The 20,529-nt window shown below is 38.4% G+C and carries 16 protein-coding genes and 1 pseudogene; 6 read left to right on the plus strand and 11 right to left on the minus strand.

The window, feature by feature from the left end; genetic code table 11:
• Positions 1–48: 48 nt before the first annotated feature.
• Positions 49–1,533 carry a 23S rRNA (uracil(1939)-C(5))-methyltransferase RlmD gene (rlmD, locus tag F6K27_RS11810; protein ID WP_287273372.1) on the plus strand — a complete coding sequence of 495 codons (1,485 nt, stop codon included), beginning with the start codon at positions 49–51 and terminating at the stop codon, positions 1,531–1,533.
• Positions 1,534–1,850: 317 nt separating this feature from the next.
• On the opposite strand, the pseudogene F6K27_RS11815 reads toward rlmD, so the two are convergent.
• A pseudogene (locus F6K27_RS11815) lies at positions 1,851–2,560 on the minus strand (RNA-guided endonuclease InsQ/TnpB family protein); the annotation flags it as partial.
• Between the two features lie 324 nt (positions 2,561–2,884).
• On the opposite strand from F6K27_RS11815, the gene F6K27_RS11820 reads away from it, so the two are divergent.
• A complete protein-coding gene (locus F6K27_RS11820; RefSeq protein WP_287273370.1) occupies positions 2,885–3,529 on the plus strand; it encodes a hypothetical protein in 645 nt (214 codons plus the stop codon).
• A gap of 909 nt (positions 3,530–4,438) precedes the next feature.
• Here F6K27_RS11820 and F6K27_RS11825 read toward each other — a convergent pair.
• The 8 genes from F6K27_RS11825 to F6K27_RS11860 form a co-directional block, all read right to left on the minus strand.
• Complete coding sequence (locus F6K27_RS11825; RefSeq protein WP_287273368.1) at positions 4,439–6,778, minus strand: Ig-like domain-containing protein; 2,340 nt, start codon at positions 6,776–6,778, stop codon at positions 4,439–4,441.
• A gap of 753 nt (positions 6,779–7,531) precedes the next feature.
• Complete coding sequence (locus F6K27_RS11830) at positions 7,532–7,657, minus strand: hypothetical protein (protein WP_275670318.1); 126 nt, start codon at positions 7,655–7,657, stop codon at positions 7,532–7,534.
• A 383-nt stretch (positions 7,658–8,040) separates the two neighbouring features.
• Positions 8,041–9,126: a TRAP transporter substrate-binding protein gene (locus F6K27_RS11835; RefSeq protein WP_287273366.1), complete on the minus strand. Its 1,086-nt coding sequence runs from the start codon at positions 9,124–9,126 to the stop codon at positions 8,041–8,043.
• Between the two features lie 481 nt (positions 9,127–9,607).
• On the minus strand, positions 9,608–10,690 hold the full coding sequence (locus F6K27_RS11840) for a TRAP transporter substrate-binding protein (RefSeq protein ID WP_287273364.1): 1,083 nt from the start codon (positions 10,688–10,690) through the stop codon (positions 9,608–9,610).
• A gap of 123 nt (positions 10,691–10,813) precedes the next feature.
• Positions 10,814–11,920, minus strand: a complete 1,107-nt coding sequence (locus F6K27_RS11845) for a TRAP transporter substrate-binding protein (RefSeq protein ID WP_287273363.1) — start codon at positions 11,918–11,920, stop codon at positions 10,814–10,816.
• A 330-nt stretch (positions 11,921–12,250) separates the two neighbouring features.
• Positions 12,251–12,565 (minus strand): hypothetical protein, encoded by a 315-nt coding sequence (locus tag F6K27_RS11850; protein ID WP_287244357.1) that lies wholly within the window; start codon positions 12,563–12,565, stop codon positions 12,251–12,253.
• Between the two features lie 502 nt (positions 12,566–13,067).
• Complete coding sequence (locus F6K27_RS11855) at positions 13,068–13,382, minus strand: hypothetical protein (RefSeq protein WP_124147531.1); 315 nt, start codon at positions 13,380–13,382, stop codon at positions 13,068–13,070.
• 212 nt (positions 13,383–13,594) lie between these two features.
• Positions 13,595–13,912, minus strand: coding sequence for a hypothetical protein (locus tag F6K27_RS11860; RefSeq protein WP_287244360.1), 318 nt, complete (start codon positions 13,910–13,912; stop codon positions 13,595–13,597).
• 741 nt (positions 13,913–14,653) lie between these two features.
• Between F6K27_RS11860 and F6K27_RS11865 the strand changes: the two genes are divergently transcribed.
• The gene (locus F6K27_RS11865; RefSeq protein ID WP_124147232.1) at positions 14,654–15,625 is read left to right on the plus strand and encodes a protochlorophyllide reductase; all 972 of its coding nucleotides are present in this window, start codon (positions 14,654–14,656) and stop codon (positions 15,623–15,625) included.
• A gap of 4 nt (positions 15,626–15,629) precedes the next feature.
• On the opposite strand, the gene F6K27_RS11870 is transcribed toward F6K27_RS11865, so the two are convergent.
• Positions 15,630–16,901 carry an RNA-guided endonuclease TnpB family protein gene (locus F6K27_RS11870; protein WP_287273361.1) on the minus strand — a complete coding sequence of 424 codons (1,272 nt, stop codon included), beginning with the start codon at positions 16,899–16,901 and terminating at the stop codon, positions 15,630–15,632.
• A 514-nt stretch (positions 16,902–17,415) separates the two neighbouring features.
• Between F6K27_RS11870 and F6K27_RS11875 the strand changes: the two genes are divergently transcribed.
• Positions 17,416–17,976, plus strand: coding sequence for a DNA-binding protein (locus F6K27_RS11875; RefSeq protein ID WP_192901092.1), 561 nt, complete (start codon positions 17,416–17,418; stop codon positions 17,974–17,976).
• 284 nt (positions 17,977–18,260) lie between these two features.
• Here the strand turns inward: F6K27_RS11875 and F6K27_RS11880 are convergent, their stop codons facing one another.
• Entirely contained in the window at positions 18,261–18,482 is a 222-nt protein-coding gene (locus tag F6K27_RS11880; protein WP_124144377.1) for a hypothetical protein, read from the minus strand.
• 444 nt (positions 18,483–18,926) lie between these two features.
• Here F6K27_RS11880 and F6K27_RS11885 point away from each other — a divergent pair, with 444 nt between their 5' ends.
• Together F6K27_RS11885 and F6K27_RS11890 are read left to right on the plus strand one after the other, a co-directional pair.
• Positions 18,927–20,189 (plus strand): hypothetical protein, encoded by a 1,263-nt coding sequence (locus tag F6K27_RS11885; protein WP_287273359.1) that lies wholly within the window; start codon positions 18,927–18,929, stop codon positions 20,187–20,189.
• A gap of 42 nt (positions 20,190–20,231) precedes the next feature.
• Entirely contained in the window at positions 20,232–20,417 is a 186-nt protein-coding gene (locus F6K27_RS11890) for a hypothetical protein (protein ID WP_287273357.1), read from the plus strand.
• Positions 20,418–20,529 lie beyond the last annotated feature (112 nt).

Here is a 20,529-nt window from a genome sequence, read left to right on the forward strand (position 1 = left end):
TTCGTACGGTTATACATGACTCTAAAATTTTGTAGACAAAAGAAATGAGTGAATATCAATAATCAAAACCTAGCTAAACTACCTTGTGAACAAGGTCAACTTGTAGAAATAACTATCACAGACTTAACAGATAGCGGTGATGGAGTAGGTCGCTATGGTCAAAAAGTCATATTTGTGCCTGATACAGTTCCGGGCGATCGCCTAGTTGCCCGTCTAACAGTGGTCAAACCAAAATATGCTTATGGGAAATTACACCAACTCCTAGAAACGTCCAAATATCGTATAAAGCCTTATTGTATAGTTGCAGACAAATGCGGTGGTTGTCAATGGCAGCATATTAGTTATGAATATCAGCTTCAAGTTAAACAAAATCAAGTTATTCAAGCTTTAAAGAGAATAGGGGGGCTAACATTATCAGCAGTAGATCCAACTCTAGCATCTCCAGCAGCTTTTGGATATCGCAACAAAGCTACATATCCTTTAAGTATTTCTACTACAGGTCAAGTTAAAGCTGGCTATTATCAAAAAGGTAGCCATAAAGTGATTAATCTGAATCAATGTCCCATTCAAGACGAACGTTTGAACCCTTTACTCAAAGAAGTAAAACAGGATATTACTAGGCAAGGCTGGAAAATATATGATGAACAAAAACATACAGGTATTGTACGCCATTTATCTTTGAGGATAGGTAATAACACAGGGGAAATATTGTTGACTTTGGTTATAAATGGAGAGGAGGAAAAAACAAAAGAATTATTACCAGGTATCGAAGCTCAAGCACAAAAATGGCTAGAAAATTATTCTCGGTTAGTAGGTGTTTGTTTGAACTACAACTCCAAGGCAACAAATACTATTTTTGGTCAACAGACTGTTTGTGTTGCTGGTCGGTTGTATCTGTACGAAGAGTTTAGTGGTTTAAAATTTCAATTGACCCCCGATACTTTTTTCCAAGTAAATACAAAGACTGCGGAAAAATTAATGGAGGTAGTTATTCAAGAGTTGGCTTTGAACGGACGGGAGATTATTGTTGATGCTTATTGTGGTATCGGTACTTTCACTTTACCTATAGCAAAATATTTGCAGCAAGTGGGCGTTCCCGGTCGCGACTCTATGGAAATAGCAGGTGAGGAGTTGTTACAGGGGGCTAGGAAGGTCTTGGTCATTGGTATAGAAGTTCAACCGATGGCTATAAAACAGGCTCAGTTGAATGCTGAAACTAATTACTTGACAAATGTCATTTTTTATGCTGGAAAAGTTGAAGATTTACTACCTGAGTTGGAGGTAAAGCCTGATGTAGTTTTGTTAGACCCGCCGAGAAAAGGTTGCGATCACTCTGTTTTAGAAACTCTGTTACAAATTCTACCTGAACGTATAGTTTATATTAGTTGTAAACCTGCTACCTTGGCTCGTGATTTGAAATTTTTATGTTCGACAGGTAAATATGAGTTGAGAAAAGTACAACCTGCAGACTTTTTTCCTCAAACTGCTCATGTCGAATGTGCTGCATTTTTAGTAAGAAAAAAGTCAAAATAAGTAAAGTAGTTTTGGCAATTTTCCTGTAATAAACTCGCTTTCAACTGAATAAATATTGATCGAAGGAGAGAATTATAGCGGTTTTCACAAAGGTAGACTACAAAACTTCTGCCTTCTGTCTCCTGCATAGCTGCCTTTCAGCCAAAAATCTCTGTATTCTATGTTCATGAAAACTGCTATAATTATACAGTTGATTTCATCAAGGGTGAGGTACCCCCCCGTGGGCAAGATTCTCACAGCACAAACCTTTTATCCCAGATTCCGCACGACAAAATATAGTATGTAAAAGTTAGAAAACTTGGGTAATATCATGTACTCAGTTTATTAATGGCGCGCTGGCGGTTGGCACTGCCTTTCTGTTTGCGAGAAACACGACGCTGATAGAATTTCATCCGTTTCTCACTCTTTCTGTAGAATCTGGGGTTCGGCTCTGTATTACCATCTGAATCGGTGTAGAATTCTTTTAAGCCCACATCTAAACCGACATTTCGTTTAGTGGGTAAGGTTTTAACATGAACATCTACACTGATACAAAACTGACAATAATAACCATCAGCTCGTCTGACCAGTCTCACTCGCTTAATCTTCTCAACTGGATAGAATGCCAAGTCCCACGTCCCAATCAGTTTGAGTCTACCAATACCTTTTTTGTCGGTAAATTGAATATGTTTGGGGTCTAGCAATTTCCAGCCCGATGTCTTGTATTCAACAGAGCGGCTATGTTTCTTGAATCGTGGGTATCCCTTTTTCCCAGGGATATTTTTCTTGCAGTTGTCAAAAAACCTAGCAATAGCTGACCAAAACCGTTCTACAGACGCCTGACAAGCATGGGAATTCAAATCTTGAACGAATGGGTACATCGAACGCAATTCGGTATTATAGCGATACAGTTCTTTTCTACCTAGTCCTCGACGATCCATCCAATAGCGAAGGCATGAATTTATCACGAATTGAGCCGTCCGAATAGCCTCATCAACGGCTTGATATTGCTGAAGTTTTCTTTGACTTTGAATTCGTATACTATCATAGTTTTGACTCTAGCAAGTCTTGCGTATATTATTAGTATATCAGGTTCAATTTAATTTGTGCAACGCCGATTGAGGTTAACCGTCCTTCTAGGACGGGGCTTGAGACCTGCATCCAACTTGAGCTATCTATTTATTTCACCACATAACTATAATAACTATAACAATCTCAACTAAATTATATCAGAATAATTAACTACCCTAGATTCTCGATTATAATTCTAGTAAATCTATAAAAATAATTGAATACGATCCGGAAAGCTACTCTCTAGAATGGGAAAATAGAATGTAATTAAGGTCACAATAGAGGCACAAAAACATTAAAAATGATTAACTTTCAACCACAGCCGATAGAAGCAAAATTAAGTAAATATCAATTCATGCAACCATATTTTCCTATCTACATAGTTTTAGATAAAAATCTGCCATATTATCAGAATTTTGCTGCTTGGTTAGAAGCTAAAATTGTCACTCATGATTTAACTACTTCTATCAATGAAACTTTGCCATTTTTGCTAGAAGCGTTGCAAATAACTTGGGAAAGTGAAGGCGATCCTCAACAAATTTACCCTCTAATTGTAGAAAATCTTGATTTATTAGAGCCTCATTTAATATACATTTTACGCAAGTGGGCGAAGCAAGTTTTTCCTAACATTTGTCAAAATAGGGCAACTACAACTGCTAGTGCATTAGTAAATTTGGGTCGGATTATTTGGGCACTACCGGATGGAGATTCTGATGTTAATTTAGAAATTGCTTTAGCTTGCTGCGAGTTAGCTTTAGAAGTACTTAATTTCAATGATTTTCCCTATGAATGGGCAATAGTTAATCACAATCTAGCTGTAATTTATCAAACTCGCTGTTATGGAAATTCTACCCATAATTTAATTAAGTCTTTTGAACATTATCTACAAGCAAAATTAGTATTTCCAGAGGAAAACTTACCTCAACAATTGACTGATTTAAGTTAGTATTAGTAAGCTATTCAGTATTTAAACTGTTGAGGTCAGCTACAGTATTAATTTATTTCCTAAACCAACCACCCATTTGCACACCTACATTACCAGCAGGATGGTATTGCCTGTTACCTGTTCCCAGTTAAGTGTTCCCTACTAAATGCAAAAAGTCTATATCTTTTTCGGAGATGTCTTTTTAGTAACTATAATGGAACAGAACAAACAACATAAATTCCTCAAAAATCTAGAAAAATCAATTTTAGTGCGCAAGTTCTATCTAACAAACTTCTAATAATTCTGGTGTAAACATCATTAGACATCCTCAACGTAAAAATTCGATAATGCGATCGCATGGAGAACAGTCTGGTTGTTCAATGTTTTGAGATGTTTCCCAAGTTACAGCAATTTGATTATATGCGTATGTTTCCATATTTGATAATTTCAGAATTTAACTCTATAAATTTATAATTCATGTTTTTATTCTACTAAACCGGAAATCTCAAAAAAATTATAGCAATGAGCGCTCAGGTATTTACTATGTCAAAGAGCAGTTCATTAATGGATAATGGATAATTGATAATTACCTCTGGTTAAAACCGCGCTTGATTGAATATAAGGAATATTGTCTTTCGTCATTGCGACGATAGGAAGCAACCTCCTCAACCACTGAGATTGCTTCCTTCCACTCCGTTCCAGTCGCTGCGGACGTGGGTATAGTAATTATCGGGATTTGATATGACTCCTGACTCCTACAAAATTATACTTTTATTCAGCAACACCCTGATAACTGATAACTGAAATGACACTTGTACTCAAGCTTTGAATGCTTGAGTACAACATGGGTTTGAGTTCCCGTTCTCAGTCAATAAGTATTCCTGGTGACAGCGATGAACTGCCACACAGGAATTGAGATTTCAACTCAACTTAAACTGCGAGAAAATCTGAACTGTCGAGATGAGCGGTATTAAACCAGGGCAACTTCGCCAACACTTCATTAGTCGAAGTCTCGATAATCTTGTTGCCAGAGAAGGACAAGTCATTGAAGGTTAAACCATCTGCTAATCCAATCTTATCGACTCCAGGTTGGAAAAATCGGATCGTATCCATACCTTCTCCACTAGCGATGACTATGGTATCTTGACCAAATCCTCCAACTATAGTATCTTCACCTAAGCCACCGTCTAGTAAGTCATTGCCAAAACCACCGAATAGCTTATCGTCACCGTCTCCACCTGTGAGGGTATCGTGGCCCCAACCACCAGAGAGAACATCGTGACCACCATCACCATCAATTTCGTCATCACCAGTCCAACCACCTAATTTCTCGTTAGCAGAGCTGCCAAAGATTACGTCATCACTAGCTTTGGCGTTGATGCGATTGCCACTGACCAGATCCATCACAATCACATCAGGGTTAGGAGTACCTTGATTGTTAGCCAGAATTAATTCAAAGGTATCACTGATTGTACCACCGTTGCCATCATCAGCTGTGACGGTTATGGGAGTGATACTAGCAGAGTTACTGCTACCAGTTATAATTCCAGTATTAGTATCAATACTAAACCCACTTGGTAAGTTAGACGCGGAATAGGTAAGGGTGTCGTTGGTATCAACATCACTGAAGTAGACACTGGTATCAAAGGATAAGTTCTCGTTAGTAGAGATGATTTGGTCATCAATCTCTTGTGCTAAGACTGGTGCATCGTTGACACCATCAATGGTAACGGTGGCAGTGGCTGTATCCGTTTCACCGTTGCCGTCATCAATGGTATAGGTGAAAGTTTCAGTTGTACTTTCTCCAACACCTAGACTCTCAAATTGACCGTTAGGATCGTAGTCGAAAGTACCATCACTGTTAACAGTTAACAATGCGCCAGAAGTTAAAGTCACTTGAATGTCAACATCAGCAGCATTGCCGTTTACTTCGGTAACTGTAAGGGGATCGCTGTCAGGGTCGCTATCGTTAGTGAGGACGTTGCCACTGAGGAGGCTGTCTTCATCAGTTGTTACTGCATCGTCTACTGCATCCGGTGCAGCGTTACTATTCGTAATGGTAATCGTACCTAAAACATCATCGTTATCGGTAGCTGTTCCTGCATCATCCGCCGCGCTGTTGTTACTGTAAGTAACGTTAGAACCAGTAACGGTAGCTAGGGTAGTGGGCATTCCCTGGTTGTTGCCATTAGTATTAGTGGTGGACTGCATGATAAAAACCGCTCCGCCCAAGCCTAGACCATCGTTACCCCCAGTACCACCGGTAGCACTGTTATTGGTAAAACTGGTGTTATTGAAGCTTAACGAACCAGTGCGGACAAAGATGGCACCGCCGAAGCCAGCCCCACCACCACCATCACCCAATCCATCACCAGCGCCAAAGCCGCCGTCGCCGCCGACGGAGCTGCTGCCGCAGCCGCCGTCGCCGCCGTCGCCACCTTCGCCCCCAAAAATGTCAATATTGTAGGCTAGCCCAGGTGAGCCGGCAATGCCGCCACCACCACCAAAGCCGCCGTAGCCACCGTCGCCACCTTCGCCGTTGTAGGTGTAGCCGTAGACGTAGCCGTCACCGCCGTCGCCACCTTCGCCGCCACCACCACCGAAGCCGCCGTTACCACCGTAGCCGCCGTTGCCGGCGAAGTAGTAGCCGGCACTGTAGTCGGCGTAGGTGTAGCCACCCTTGCCGCCGTAGCCGCCATTGCCACCGAAGCCGCCATTGCCACCGTCAGTGCCGTCACCAGCGTTGGCGAAGTAGCCGTAGCTACCTTCGCTACCATTGCTACCGTTGCTACCAATTAGTCCAATGCCACCACCAGTACCACTGGAACCAACACCACCGCTACCGCCTTGGGCTAGGTTATTAGTGAAATCGACATCGGTTAAGGTGACGGTGCCATCGGACATAAATAAGCCGCCGCCCATACCAGCACCGCCACCACCGTCGCCACTATCTCCGCCTTTGGCGACACCATTAGTAATGGTCAAATCGGAGATATCAACGGTTCCTGACTTGATAAACAAAGCCCGAACATCTCCTGCATTAGCTATCCCGTCATTATTGGCATCCCCACTCAGGGTATAGTTGCCACCAACAATAGTGATATTGCTGTCAATGAGGGACTGCATGCTTCCTGTCAGGCGAACATCGTTTTGCAGGGTAATGGTATCATCCCCTGCCATTGTGTTAGCTTGAGCAATAGCATAACTGAGAGTACCTACCTGATTCCCAGTTCCATCATCAGTGGTTTGGTTAACGATAAAATTTGCCATTGTTTTTTCTCCTTAATTTGAGTAGGACTTATATCATGTCCGGATGATTAGTTATGATTAGGATATAGATGGAAGAGATATCTCAAACCCTTGCGATTGCTTGCTTCCACTCCGTTCCAGTCGCAATGAATTTACATGATATTACGCAAAAGCGAGGTAATTACGTCATTACGTTTTGCTGGCGCATAGCTTCCGCTAACGGCTGTCGCCGACATGTTTGCGGAGCATTCCGTCAGGAAAACGCAATGGCATAAATGCGTTATTTTGCGTAAGTCCTGATTTTATTTTACTGACGTAGTTAGGACACGCGCAAGATCAAATCAACGATGCAAAATTCAACAAAATCTATGACAGAGTTTGAGAATTTCTAAGTGTCCTAACCATGTTGCATTTGGATTATAATTCCACCCCCCTAGTGTCAAGAGCATTTCGCCAATTGCATCAAATCTTAATATAACCGTGAAAATTCTCATATCAACTTCATCAAATCTTCATAGTATTACTACATCTTAATGTCTAAGATTGCGATCGTTTATTTAATTAAAATTATTGAAAGGGGCGGGTTAATAATTAATACAGGGCTGACGCAAAGGCAATATATATGGATTGATCTAATTTCCTATTGTGAGGTACAGTGCTTTCGATCCCCCCTAACCCCCCTTGAGAAGGGGGGAACTGGAAGTCCCCCTTTTTAAGGGGGATTTAGGGGGATCGTTTCTAAATTCTCAATTCTAAATTCTCAATTCACTTTGGCTACTTATTAAACGAAAACTGAGCAAAACTTAATTCATTAACTTTATTCCAATTAAAAACTTGCTCTCGAAATTTTTTCCACTGTTGATAAACTTCGTTAAAACTCACAGAAAATAAATATAGCATTTCTCACCTTTTGTGAGTTACAGTGCTTTCGATCCCCCCTAACCCCCCTTAAAAATGGGAACTGGAAGTCCCCCTTTTTAAGGGGGATTTAGGGGAATCGTTTCTGAATTCTAAATTCTCAATTCTCAATTCACTTTGGCTACTTATTAAACGAAAACTGAGCAAAACTAAACTCATTCACTTTATTCCAATTAAAAACTTGCTCTCGAAATTTTTTCCACTGTTGATAAACTTCGTTAAAACTCACAGAAAATAAATATAGCATTTGTCACCTTTTGTGAGGTACAGTGCTTTTGATCCCCCCTAACCCCCCTTGAGAAGGGGGAAACTGGAAGTCCCCCTTTTTAAGGGGGATTTAGGGGGATCGTTTCTAAATTCTCAATTCACTTTGGGTACTTATTAAACGAAAACTGAGCAAAACTTAACTCATTCACTTTATTCCAATTAAAAACTTGCTCCCGAAATTTTTTCCACTTTTGATAAACTTCCTTAAAACTCCCATTTTTACTAGCATTTTCCTCATAAATCTGAAAAGCAGCCTTCTGAGCAGCTTGCATAATTTCTGGGCTAAAAGGTCTCAACTGAACACCCTTTTCAATCAATCTTGGCAACGCTTCACTATTCAAAACATCATATTGAGCCAACATATTCAAATTAGTTTCATAAGCAGCAGTCTGAAAAATTTCCTGATATTCCTTTGGTAACTTATTCCAAGCATCCAAATTAACCAATACATCTAAAGTCAGACCAGGTTCCCACCAACCAGGATAATAATAATATTTTGCAGCCTTATATAAACCCAATTTCTCATCATCATAAGGTCCAGTAAATTCAGCAGCATCAATAGCACCTCTTTCTAAAGCCAAATAAACTTCCCCACCAGGTAACACCTGAACATTTACTCCCAACTTACTCATCACATCCCCTCCTAAACCAGGAATGCGCATCTTTAAACCATTGAGGTCAGCCAAAGTATTAATTTCCTGCCTAAACCAACCACCCATTTGTGCCCCTATGCCACCCGCAGGGAAGTTAATAATGTTAAAATCAGCATAAACTTTTTGCATCGCTTCTAGACCCCCACCATGATATAGCCATGCATTCTGTTGTTGGGTAGTAAAACCAAATGGAACAGTAGTCGCAAACACAAGAGTAGGATTTTTGCCTTTATAATAAAAACTACTTGTATGACCACATTGTATGGTGCCTTGTTGTACAGCATCTAAAACTTCCAATCCTCCAACTATTTCACCAGCTTGATAAGGAGTAATAGTAAATCTGCCATTGGTCAAAGCTGCGACGCGATCGCAAATCCTCTGTGCTCCACCAAACAAAGTATCGAGAGATTTCGGCCAACTCGTCGTCATTCTCCATTTGATTTGTGGAGGTTCGGTTTGACTGAATGCAGGTAAAGCAACAGCACTTGTAGCAGCAGTAGTAGCGTAACTAATTAGGTTTCGACGTTTCATTATTTTTTTATGTATAATAGGTAATAGGGAATAAGAAAAAGTGAGAAAAACACTTCTGTTGTGCGAATTCAAAATTCTAAATTCACTTTGAATAGTTGTCATTGCGACGATAGGAAGCAATCTCCGCGCACCCTTGAGAAACTGTTTGTCAACTCATAAAAACCTCTCTCCAAACCTCTCTCCTACTCCGAGAGAGGCTTATTAACCCCCCTTCCCTACAAGGGAAGGGGGGCAGGGGGGTTAGGTTTGCGCGGATTCATCGGTTTCATAGAACACTTCTCAAACAGCTTCTGAGATTGCTATCTGTTCCGGAATGCTCCGCAAACCTTCCACTCCGTTCCAGTCGCAATGACGCAGGCTATAGTAATATCAGGATTTTATATCAGACCCAAGGGAATACTGACAAAGAGAGGGAACAGTGAGAAAAACACTTCCTTTGTGCGAATTCTAAATTCTGAATTCTAAATTCTAAATTCTAAATTCACTTTGGGTTATTGAAGGAAAACTGAGCAAAACTCAACTCATTAACTTTATTCCAATTAAAAACTTGCTCCCGAAATTTTTTCCACTGTTGATAAACTTCCTTAAAACTCCCATTTTTACTAGCATTTTCCTCATAAATCTCAAAAGCAGCCTTCTGAGCAGCTTGCATAATTTCTGGGCTAAAAGGTCTCAACTGAACACCTTTTTCAATCAATCTTGGCAAAGCTTCACCATTCAAAAAATCATATTGAGCCAACATATTCAAATTAGTTTCATAAGCAGCAGTCTGCAAAATTTCCTGATATTCCTTTGGCAACTTGTTCCAAGCATCTAAATTAATCAATAGATCTTCTGTCGCACCAGGTTCCCACCAACCAGGATAATAATAGTATTTTGCAGCCTTATATAAACCCAACTTCTCATCATCAGAAGGCCCACTAAATTCAGCAGCATCAATAGCTCCTCTTTCTAAAGCTAGATAAACTTCCCCACCAGGTAACACTTGAACATTTACTCCCAACTTACTCATCACATCCCCTCCCAAACCAGGAATACGCATTTTTAAACCATTGAGGTCAGCCAAAGTATTAATTTCCTCTCTAAACCAACCACCCATTTGCGCACCTGTGTTACCTGCAGGGAAGTTAATCACGTTAAAATCAGCATAAACTTTTTGTATAGCTTCTAAACCCCCTCCATGATATAACCAAGCATTCTGTTGTTGGGCAGTAAAACCAAATGGAACAGAAGTTGCAAAGACTAGGGCAGGATTTTTTCCTTTATAGTAATAACTAGAAGTATGACCACATTGTACGGTACCTTGTTGTACAGCATCTAAGACTTCCAACCCTCCGACTATTTCACCAGCTTGATAGGGAGTAATCGTAAATTTGCCATTGGTCAAAGCTGCGACGCGATCGCAAATCCTCTGCGCTCCACCAAACAAAGTATCGAGAGATTTCGGCCAACTCGTGGTCATTCTCCATTTTATCTGTTGGGGTTCGGTTTGACTCAATGCAGGTAAAGCAACTGCACTTGTACCAGCAACAGTAGCATAACTAATTAGGTTTCGACGTTTCATTATCTTATATGTTATTTATTGATAGCAACCACCAGAGCAGTTAGGACATTCTCGCTCTTCTCAAATTTAGTCACAGCAACCTCTCCCTCTTCCCTCTCTTCCCCCTCTCCCCTCTCTTCTGATTCAGCTTGGGGAGTTATTGAAGGCAAACTGAGCAAAACTTAATTCATTAATAGCATTCCATTGATAAATCTGTTCTCGGAACTTTTTCCACTGTTCGTAGACTTCTTTAAAGGTTGCATCCTGATTAGCTTTCTCTTCGTAAAATTCAAAAGCTGCTTTCTGTGCTGCTTGTAAAATTTCTTGACTGTAAGGGCGTAATTCAGTGCCACCTGCTATCAATTCTGCCAATGCTGCTCCGTTTAAAGCATCATATTGGGCGAGCATACTTATATTTGCTTGATATGCAGCACTTTTAAAAGTTTCCTGATATTCTTTTGGCAACTTATTCCATTCATCCAGATTAACTTGCACCTCAAAAGTCGGACCAGGTTCCCACCAACCAGGATAATAATAGTATTTCGCAGCATTATTTAAACCTAGTTTCTGGTCATCATAAGGACCTACCCATTCCGCAGCATCAAGAGCGCCTCGCTCCAAAGCTAGATAAATTTCACCACCAGGCAATACTTGAGCATTTACACCTAATTTTTTCATTACTTCCCCACCAAAACCAGGGATACGCATACTTAAACCATTTAGATCGTTAACTGTGTTAATCTCTCGTTTAAACCAGCCTCCCATCTGCGTCCCACTATTACCAGCAGGAAAACTAATAATGTTAAAGTCGGAGTAAAGCTTGTGCATTATTTCTAACCCTCCACCATGATAATACCAAGCATTCTGTTGTTGGGCAGTTAAGCCAAAAGGGACAGAGGTGCCAAAAGCAAGGGCAGAATTTTTACCAACATAATAGTAACTAGCAGTATGGCCACATTGTACTGTACCTTGTTGGACAGCATCCAGAACCTCTAAACCTCCGACTATTTCACCAGCTTGATAGGGGGTAATGGTAAATCTGCCATTGGTCATAGCTGCGACGCGATCGCATACTGTTTGTGCCCCACCAAAAACTGTCTCTAAGGAACGAGGCCAACTCGTGGTCATTCTCCATTTTACAGAGGGTAAGCTATCAGTAGAGGTCGTTTCAGTGGTGGTTTGACTACAAGCGGCTAAAGTTGCGACACTTCCAGCAGTTCCAATATAGTTAATGAGTTTTCTTCGTTTCATTGTTTTATATTATTTGTGTTTTCAGGTTTTCTGCTTAGTATTTTAGATAGGGTTTCAAGGTTTGATATCTTGATCAAAGGGAGTAGAAACAGAAGCTGAAATCTTACCCAAGTATATAGTAAAATAGGCAAAAATACCTCAAACTATAAAGTCTAGCGCTATATTCACTGCCATCTCAAAAATCTTATTTATCAAAATAATTGGGTCGCGCAACCCCGCCTTGATTAGCAAAATGTTTTTAGAGGGTTGCTCTAATCCCTGTTACCAAAAAAACTTCTGTACGTCGCCAATCCGACGGCTCCCCTATCTGACTTCTGACTCCTGAGTTCGTTAAATTTCACCAAAGGCGATCAACGTGAAGCCACAATCATCAGGTCTGTCAGGTGATGAAGTCACAACAACTAAGTGATATGGCATAACTTCAACAATGGCAACTGACATATTAAATGTCTTCCACTCAGGTCCTTGAATGGTACAAACTGGCGCTGGTTGTTTAACAAAAGGACGCTCGAACTCTATTAAATAGGTTCCTTGCCAAATTCTGCGGGAACGGAACCCTTCACCAAACATAATGTTACCGTCTGGATGAACAGCACCATAGATGTGTTGGATTTCTTTTCCCACTGAATCTTTGATAATTGTCATTATTGACTCCTGCTAGATTTACAGTAACTTAAAAAATAGTTTATATTAATTTGTTTTGCGGTATAATATCAAATCCGTTTAATTGGACATAAAAAAAATCTTCAATCGCCATAACTACGTTTATCTTTGTAATTCTTTCTCCTCCTGACTCCTCCTAACTTAACCATTCTATGGCTGTTTAACCGGGTTTGATATAATACCAAATCTGGTTACCATAAAGATACTGTCTTAAATTATTTTCTAATCCTTCTGCCTTACTTTATCAGGTAAAGCTTCGATCTAAATTGGATTAACGGTTACAGATGTCCCCCAAGCCTAAAAAGCCCTCAAACAAAAAGTCTGGGGCTAAATTTTAATGTTATAGAGCTTTCAATACAGCAATTATTTACTGTTATCTTAAAAAGCTCACCATAATTTTTCAAATTTTTCATTCCCTAGTGGTAAAATGCTTGCACCCATTTATGTATCGTTGATAGGTAGGGTAGGAGGGAATATCAAAGTTTTAGATATTGCCAAAAGCAATAAAGGTGAAACCACAATCTTCAGATCTGTCAGGTGAAGAAGTAGTGCATACAAAGTGCCATGGAGCAACGTCAACGACAGCGACTGACAGATTAAATGTCTGCCATTCACCTCCATAAATGGTACAAATTGCTGCTGGGGTGTCTACAAAAGGCTGGTCGAATTCTATTAGATAAAGTCCATAGCGAAGTTTGTGGCATTTGAAGCCTTCACCAGAAATTATCTTACCGTCTGGAGAAATAACACCATAGATGTGCTGAGTTGCTGTTCCCGCTGAATCTTTAAAAATTGCCATTACTGACTCCTGTTAGATTTTACTGTACTGTTTGAAATCAACTATAGAAAATTTAAACAGCTTATTCCTTCTTGCTGACAATATCAGCAATGGTTAAACCATTGAATACACTATTTTCCGACTTTTCTAGGATTTGAGTCAACAGTTATCAACCTATAGAATAGGTAGGTTAATTAATATGCTGTTAACATTTTTTGCAAGGGTTAAAACTCTTATTTAGCGTCACCAAAAGCAATAAATGTAAAAGCACAATCAATAGGTTGGTGAGGTGATGAAGTAATGCAGATGAAGTACTCTGGATTAACTTCAACTATGGCAACTGACATATTAAATGTCTTCCACTCATTTCCAGTAATAGTACAAACTGGTGCTGGAATACCATCAAAAGGACACTCGAATTTTATGATATAGGTTCCTTCCTTAATTTTCTGGCTCTCAAAACCTTCGCCGAACCACTTACTACCGTCTGGTCCGACACCACCGTAGATATGTTGGTGTCCGTGCTCATGGTCATCTTTAAAGATTGCCATAACTTGATCCTATGTCAGTTAATTTACATTCTTAAAACTATCATCAGTAGGGTAAAAACACTTTAGTCTTGTGATTAAAGTTTACAATCAGAGAATTATTCCTATTAATGCTATAATCAGAGTCTAGATTTGATAATTTGTATTTAAAATTACATCTTTTTATTTTTTTAAGAATTGATTTTATATGACTTACTTACAGGAACCTAGAAACTCAATTTTTTCCTAAATATCTATCGTTAAAACCACAATTTCTCCTAGTAGCAACTGGGTTTATTTGGGTAATTCTGTAAAATAAATAGACATCTGGTAAAAATCAAAAATAAAATCAATTATTATCCAGAAATTATCAATTACTCCCCTCCTGGGAGGGGGAGGGGCGAGGGGTGGGTTCCCTGTTCCCTGTTCCCTGTTCCCTGTTCCCTGTTCCCTGTTCCCTGTTCCCTGTTCCCTGTTCCCTGTTCCCTGTTCCCTGTTCCCTGTTCCCTGTTTTGGAGGAGATGTCTAATTTATTCTATTTCAAAGATGTCACAAATAGTTTCCAACTTTAAATGTGAAATAATTTCCTGAAATTACTGTATAGTCAAAGTTTTGTAGCTCTATAAAATCCTACTTTTGACTTTTGAGTTTTGACTTTTGACTTCCGTGAAACGGTATAGTAATTCACACTAGACTTTTGATTTGGTCAAGACTGTTGTAAAATCATGAGATTAGTCAATTGAATTTTACAAAATCTCATTGAGAATGGAACAAAATCATAAATCAACAGTAATAATCACAGGTGCATCGTCAGGGGTGGGTTTACACGCTGCCAAAGCTTTAGCAAAAACAGGTCAATGGTATGTAGTGATGGCTTGTCGAGACCTCTCGAAAGCAGAAAAAGTTGCCCAAGAAGTAGGAATGGCAAAAGATAGCTACACTGTGATGCACCTAGATTTGGCTAGTCTAGATAGTGTACGACGGTTTGTTAATACTTTCAGAGAAAGCGGTAGGTCTCTAGAAGCTTTGGTTTGCAACGCTGCGGTATATTTGCCTCTATTAAAAGAACCGATGCGTAGTCCAGATGGGTATGAATTGAGTGTGGCGACAAATCATCTGGGACATTTTCTCCTATGTAACATTATGTTAGAGGATTTGAAACAGTCTCCTGCTGCGGATAAAAGATTGGTGATTTTGGGAACTGTAACAGCTAACCCGAAAGAGTTGGGAGGAAAAATTCCAATTCCAGCACCTCCAGATTTGGGAAATCTTCAGGGTTTTGAAGCAGGTTTCAAAGCTCCTATTTCTATGATTAATGGCAAAAAGTTTAAGTCTGGTAAGGCTTATAAAGATAGTAAACTCTGTAATGTTTTGACAATGCGGGAGTTACATCGGCGTTATCACGAGTCAACAGGGATTGTTTTTAGTTCTCTGTATCCTGGATGTGTGGCAGATACGCCTCTATTCCGAAATCATTATCCTTTATTCCAGAAAATTTTCCCGCTATTCCAGAAAAATATTACTGGGGGATATGTTTCTCAAGATTTAGCAGGAGAAAGAGTTGCTGCTTTAGTTAAAGATCCTGAGTATAAGGAGTCTGGAATGTATTGGAGTTGGGGAAATCGACAGAAGAAAGATCGTCAGTCTTTTGTGCAAGAAGTTTCTGATGAAGCGAGTGATGATGATAAAGCGATTAAGCTTTGGGAATTAAGTTCAAAGTTGGTAGGGTTGAGTTAGTTTTTTAATTGAGATATTGACATCCTCCCCGGCCTAAAGGCACGGGGATTCCTACCGAGCCGTAACTCCTCGGTGGGTTGACGTTTTGCTGGCGCAAAGCTCCGCTAACACAGGCTGCTGCTACCTTGACGCTAGTCTGACGCTTGCCTCCACGTCCGTTTTTAGTCTCCGAATGCCCTCCGGCGACTAATATATTGATCGCTGCATTCTCATCTCTATCATGTTTTGCGCCGCAGTTGAGACACTCCCATTCTCGCACCTGAAGGTCTAATTTTCCACCTTTAAACCCACAGCTAGAGCAAGTTTGAGATGTGGGTTCCCAACGACTAATTACTTGAAAATCACGACCATATTTTTCTGCTTTTCCTTCTAGGAATGTTCTGAATGTTCTCCAACCTAAATCAGATATAGCTCTGGATAATTTACGGTTTTTTACCATACCAGAAACGTTCAAATCCTCTAAAACAATTGTTTGGTTTTCACTAATTATTTTAGTAGATAATTTATGCAGAAAATCTGTTCTTGTATCTTTCAGTTTGGCATGAAATTTAGCCACTCTCAACCTAGCTTTTTCATATCTTTTAGATCCTTTAGTTTTTTTAGATAATGATTTGCTTAACTTTCGATATTTATTAATTCGTTTCTTTAGTGGTTTTGGAGCATCAATTTTTTGACCATTACTTAATGTAGCAAAAGTTTTGATTCCTAAATCTATACCTACTGAATTATCAGTTTTTGGTAAGGTTTCTGGTTGTATTTCTACTACAAAACTAAGAAAGTATCTATTAGCTGAATCTTTAATTACTGTTACTGAGCTAGGCTCACTGGGTAGTTTTCTTGACCAGGCTACTTTAAGCTTTCCAATCTTAGCTAAATAAACTTTATCTTGGTGTACTTTAAACCCTCTCAAGGTAAACCTGGCAGTCTGTTTTGATTTCCTGGTTTTAAATTTGGGAGGTTTTATGGCTTGGCCTTTTCTCTGGCCTTTTGTCGAACTAAAAAAGTTTTGATAAGCTTGGTTTAAATCATTCAATGATTGCTGTAATGGTACAACTGAAACCTCTGATAACCATTCTTTGTCTTCAGTCTTTTTTGCTTGAGTAATAAAGAGTTTTTGTAGCTCAGAATTAGTGGGTTTCTTTTCTCCTAATCTGTACTTTTCCTGACAGCAAGCTAGACTATCATTCCACACAACACGAACACAACCAAACAGCTTTGCTAATCTGGCTTTTTGTCCCGGTGCTGGATAAATACGATACTTAAATCTAGCTTTCATAATTTTTGTTTAAACTAATAATATGATAGCATACTTACTACTTTTTCACCAATAAACCAATAAAAAGTCGCCCTAGAAGGGCGAGGCTTCAGACCCATTTTCTTGGTAAAAATTCCCGCGCTTTCTTAATAAGGGAGCGTAGGGATTTTTGTTAATTATAAATTAGCTAAATCTATAAGCGACCAAAATTTTTACGAGTTTCGAGAAGAGCCAAGTTGGCAGATGCGGTCGGCTTTTGCAAGTAAATTTATCAGTATTTCGCCTACCTTATATTCAGGCCAAAACAGGTATTTCATCAATTTTAACTTATAGTTAAAATTGATGAAATACTATTGATAAATATAGATTACAGAGCAATCAAAAAATCCACTTTGTCTCTGTTTCATTATAGAGAAAGATCAAATAATTTTTCTCTTTATCTTGCCAACCATTGACTTTTCTGCTAAATTCAAGATTACTTTATCTAAGTATTCTATAATTTTTATATAGAACCTAAAACCCTAACGTTATAGTTATGACTGTCTCATTAGTTAGTACTACACAAGCAGCTTTTCTGCTAAATATTTCAACAGGTAGATTGCGGTTTTTGCTGAATAAAGGTCGCGTTATCGGCGCTCGAAAAGTCAAAAGATTTTGGCAAATTCCTCTCAACCATCGCGGAATGCCAGAGATTACACCAGGTTGTCGTGGTCCTGAAGGTAGTTGGAATAAACTTCAACGCAAAGCTAAGACTATTGTTCATGTTCTGCGAAAGACTATTGACTATAACCGAGACAATGGAACTTCTCATCCAGCCGTTGCAGTGAAAGTGGGAGATAAAAAGAATTATTGCCATGCCCTTAAAATTAACGGACCTTGCCAAATTGTTTATCAGCCTCATAACCCGAACAAAAGTCAAGCTGGGGGAGCTCGTCTGTGGATTGAAGTAGATCCAGAACATATAGTAGAACGAAAATATTTTGTTAATGGAGATTATGGTCCGCCACCGGAAGTAGTTCAGCAGCGTGCAAAAACTAAGGGGGCAAAAAGTAAGAAGAAAAAATCTAAAAAGAAAGGAAAGAATAAAACCAGTTAACTGGATAGTTAACTTGGAAACAGAGAATTTCAATAGCAGTGTCTTGGTACTGTTCTATTTTTTGCTGTCTAGAAATCGCTAATTATACAGACTATTAACTCAGAAAATTGAACATCTATTTAGCGATCGCTCTCCAACTCTCTTTACTTCCAGCAAGTATTTAGGGTCATTTTTTGTCTCTAGGCTTGACTTCACAAGGCTTTCAAATTCTCAATCATTTCAGGTCAACGAAGAAGGACGTATAGATTCAGAAATTATATTAGTATCTAGCAAATAGTTTAAACTCATAAATCAACCTCTCTCCCTGGTGACTTATCTCGTAAGTTCTCAAAAGTATTATCATCAAAAGTAATTCCTTTTTGTTCTATTTTTGCCCTAAATTTTTGATAGGCTGAACAAAAATCATTAACCTCTTTAATTTCTATTAAAATTTCTTGGTTATCGGGTAAATTTACTTCCTCTAATAACTCGATAGTTTTTCCTTTTTTAATTCCCTTTACTAACATACAGCACTTTCCGATGTAATGAGGTACACCTTATTTTAAGTCAGAAGTAATATCATGTTCGGTTGAATACTTACACTTTGGAGGAGATAAGGCAGAAGGAAAGAAAAGGTTAGAAGGGAAAAGGTTTTTTATCACTGATTATCCGTTAGCGTAGCTCCCCCGGAGGGGAACATGATATAAAAAACTAAGAAGATTGGACTGTACCTCATAGCAAAGGAAACCCCTGTAAAATTAACTTTTTAAATATCTGTAAATTTATATAATCACTCATTTAAACTTAACTATATTGTAAGTAAAAAAACGGAGAGATTTAATCAGTATTTTGTTATCTAATAACGAAATTAATTCTTGTGATTAAAATTACCAAAGATTAATTTTTATGTCACATTTTGATTTGATCTTATAGTTTATGATGCCTTGTAGTTGTTACCTAATCAAGCAGTTATGTCTACTCAACATGGTCAGAGTTCAGCCCTTAATGAAGAAGCTCAAAATGTTGATATTATAAATAATACAAAGAGTCTAACTCAACAGGAAGAATCTCCAAATGGTGATAGTTCAAATAACCAACAGAAGTTAGAAGAAATAAATCTATCAAGAGACTTTTTTCTCACACTGAAAAAACATCTTACATGGGATTTTATAGCTAGAATAAAAAGCACAAACTCCCTTACTGTATGCCTAGTAATATTACAGTTAGTTAGTGGCTATACGACTGTAAGAGTAGCTACGATCGTTTTCTCAAAGTCCAGTAAAATACTCTCTGGTTTTCTTGGTGGAACTTTTCAATTTTTACTCATATTACTTTTAATTTTCAAAGCAGGAAATGGAGGTCCTAAAAGAAGGTGGTTTTCAATTCTAGTTTTGACTATAGTGAGTATCTACTGCAATTTATTTTTTATTTATGATGAAACTTTAGGTGGCGAACTAACAAAAAACTCTCCTAAAAAAATACAAGCTCATAATAGTTTAGTGAGAAAAGTTAAAAGTAATTTTACAGATAAACTTCCAAGGTTAGAAGCGCAAAAATCTGAATTGGAAAGGCGAATACAGGATGAAATAAATGGCATTAGAGGAAATCCTCCTGGTTGTGGAGCAGAATGTCAAAAATTGACGTTTGAAAAGGAAAAAGTACAAGATGAAATTAATGAAATTAAAAACATTGCACAGGATAATAGAATTAACAATCTACTCGCTCTCTCTGCACAAGAAATTCAAGAACAAAAATTAAAACCAAAAGAAATCTACGATATAAACTTAGAAGCATGGAGTGCTATTCCTGAAACTTATAAAGTATCACAGCCACAATTTTCTGATTATGAAAATTCTGAAGCTTTTTTAATTCCTTTTGTTAAGGTTTACCAAGAAAGAGAAGCGATCGCTGTTGCTTCTTTAATAATTGCTGTAATCATAGATGGTTTAGGCTTAGTTTTAGGAAGTATTCCTCCCAGTAAAAATTCATTAGTTTTGTATAGAATATTAGCAGAAAGTATCACCTCTCCAATCATAGGAATTAAGAGATTTTCTGCTACTCTCCAAAAATCAATCACAGATAATGTAGAACATTTTGATACTAATCTAACTTCACTGTCTAGTAGTACAGGAATAATTAAGTTAGTTGGTATAGATGGTGCTAAATTTTTGATGAATTTTTACAATGCAATTAATAAATACGACGAACTGAAGATAGATAAATCTCTACTTTAGATAGATAAATCTCTACTTTGCTCCAAAGAAACTTATGAAAAGATGAAAATTGAAAATAGCAGTAATGAATCATCTATAGATTCTTTTGAATATTTAAAGACGGCTTATGAATTATTGATAGATAATATGCGTTATCCTCCTTTTGAATGGATTGAAGAGTATCCAAAAGAAAACCAATTTTCAGAGCAAATTCTAAATTTAATACCTAATAATGGCTTTGTTGCATGAAAGTAGCGATCGCCAAAAACTCCCTTAGTTGGAAGTTAACTAGATTTCTACTTTGTAGCTCTGGGGTTTACCATTTTGAATCATCACGTTGAGTATGGAACATTGTATGAAT

It is taken from the genome of Okeania sp. SIO2F5 (genome assembly GCF_010692685.1).
Lineage (GTDB): Bacteria > Cyanobacteriota > Cyanobacteriia > Cyanobacteriales > Microcoleaceae > Okeania > Okeania hirsuta.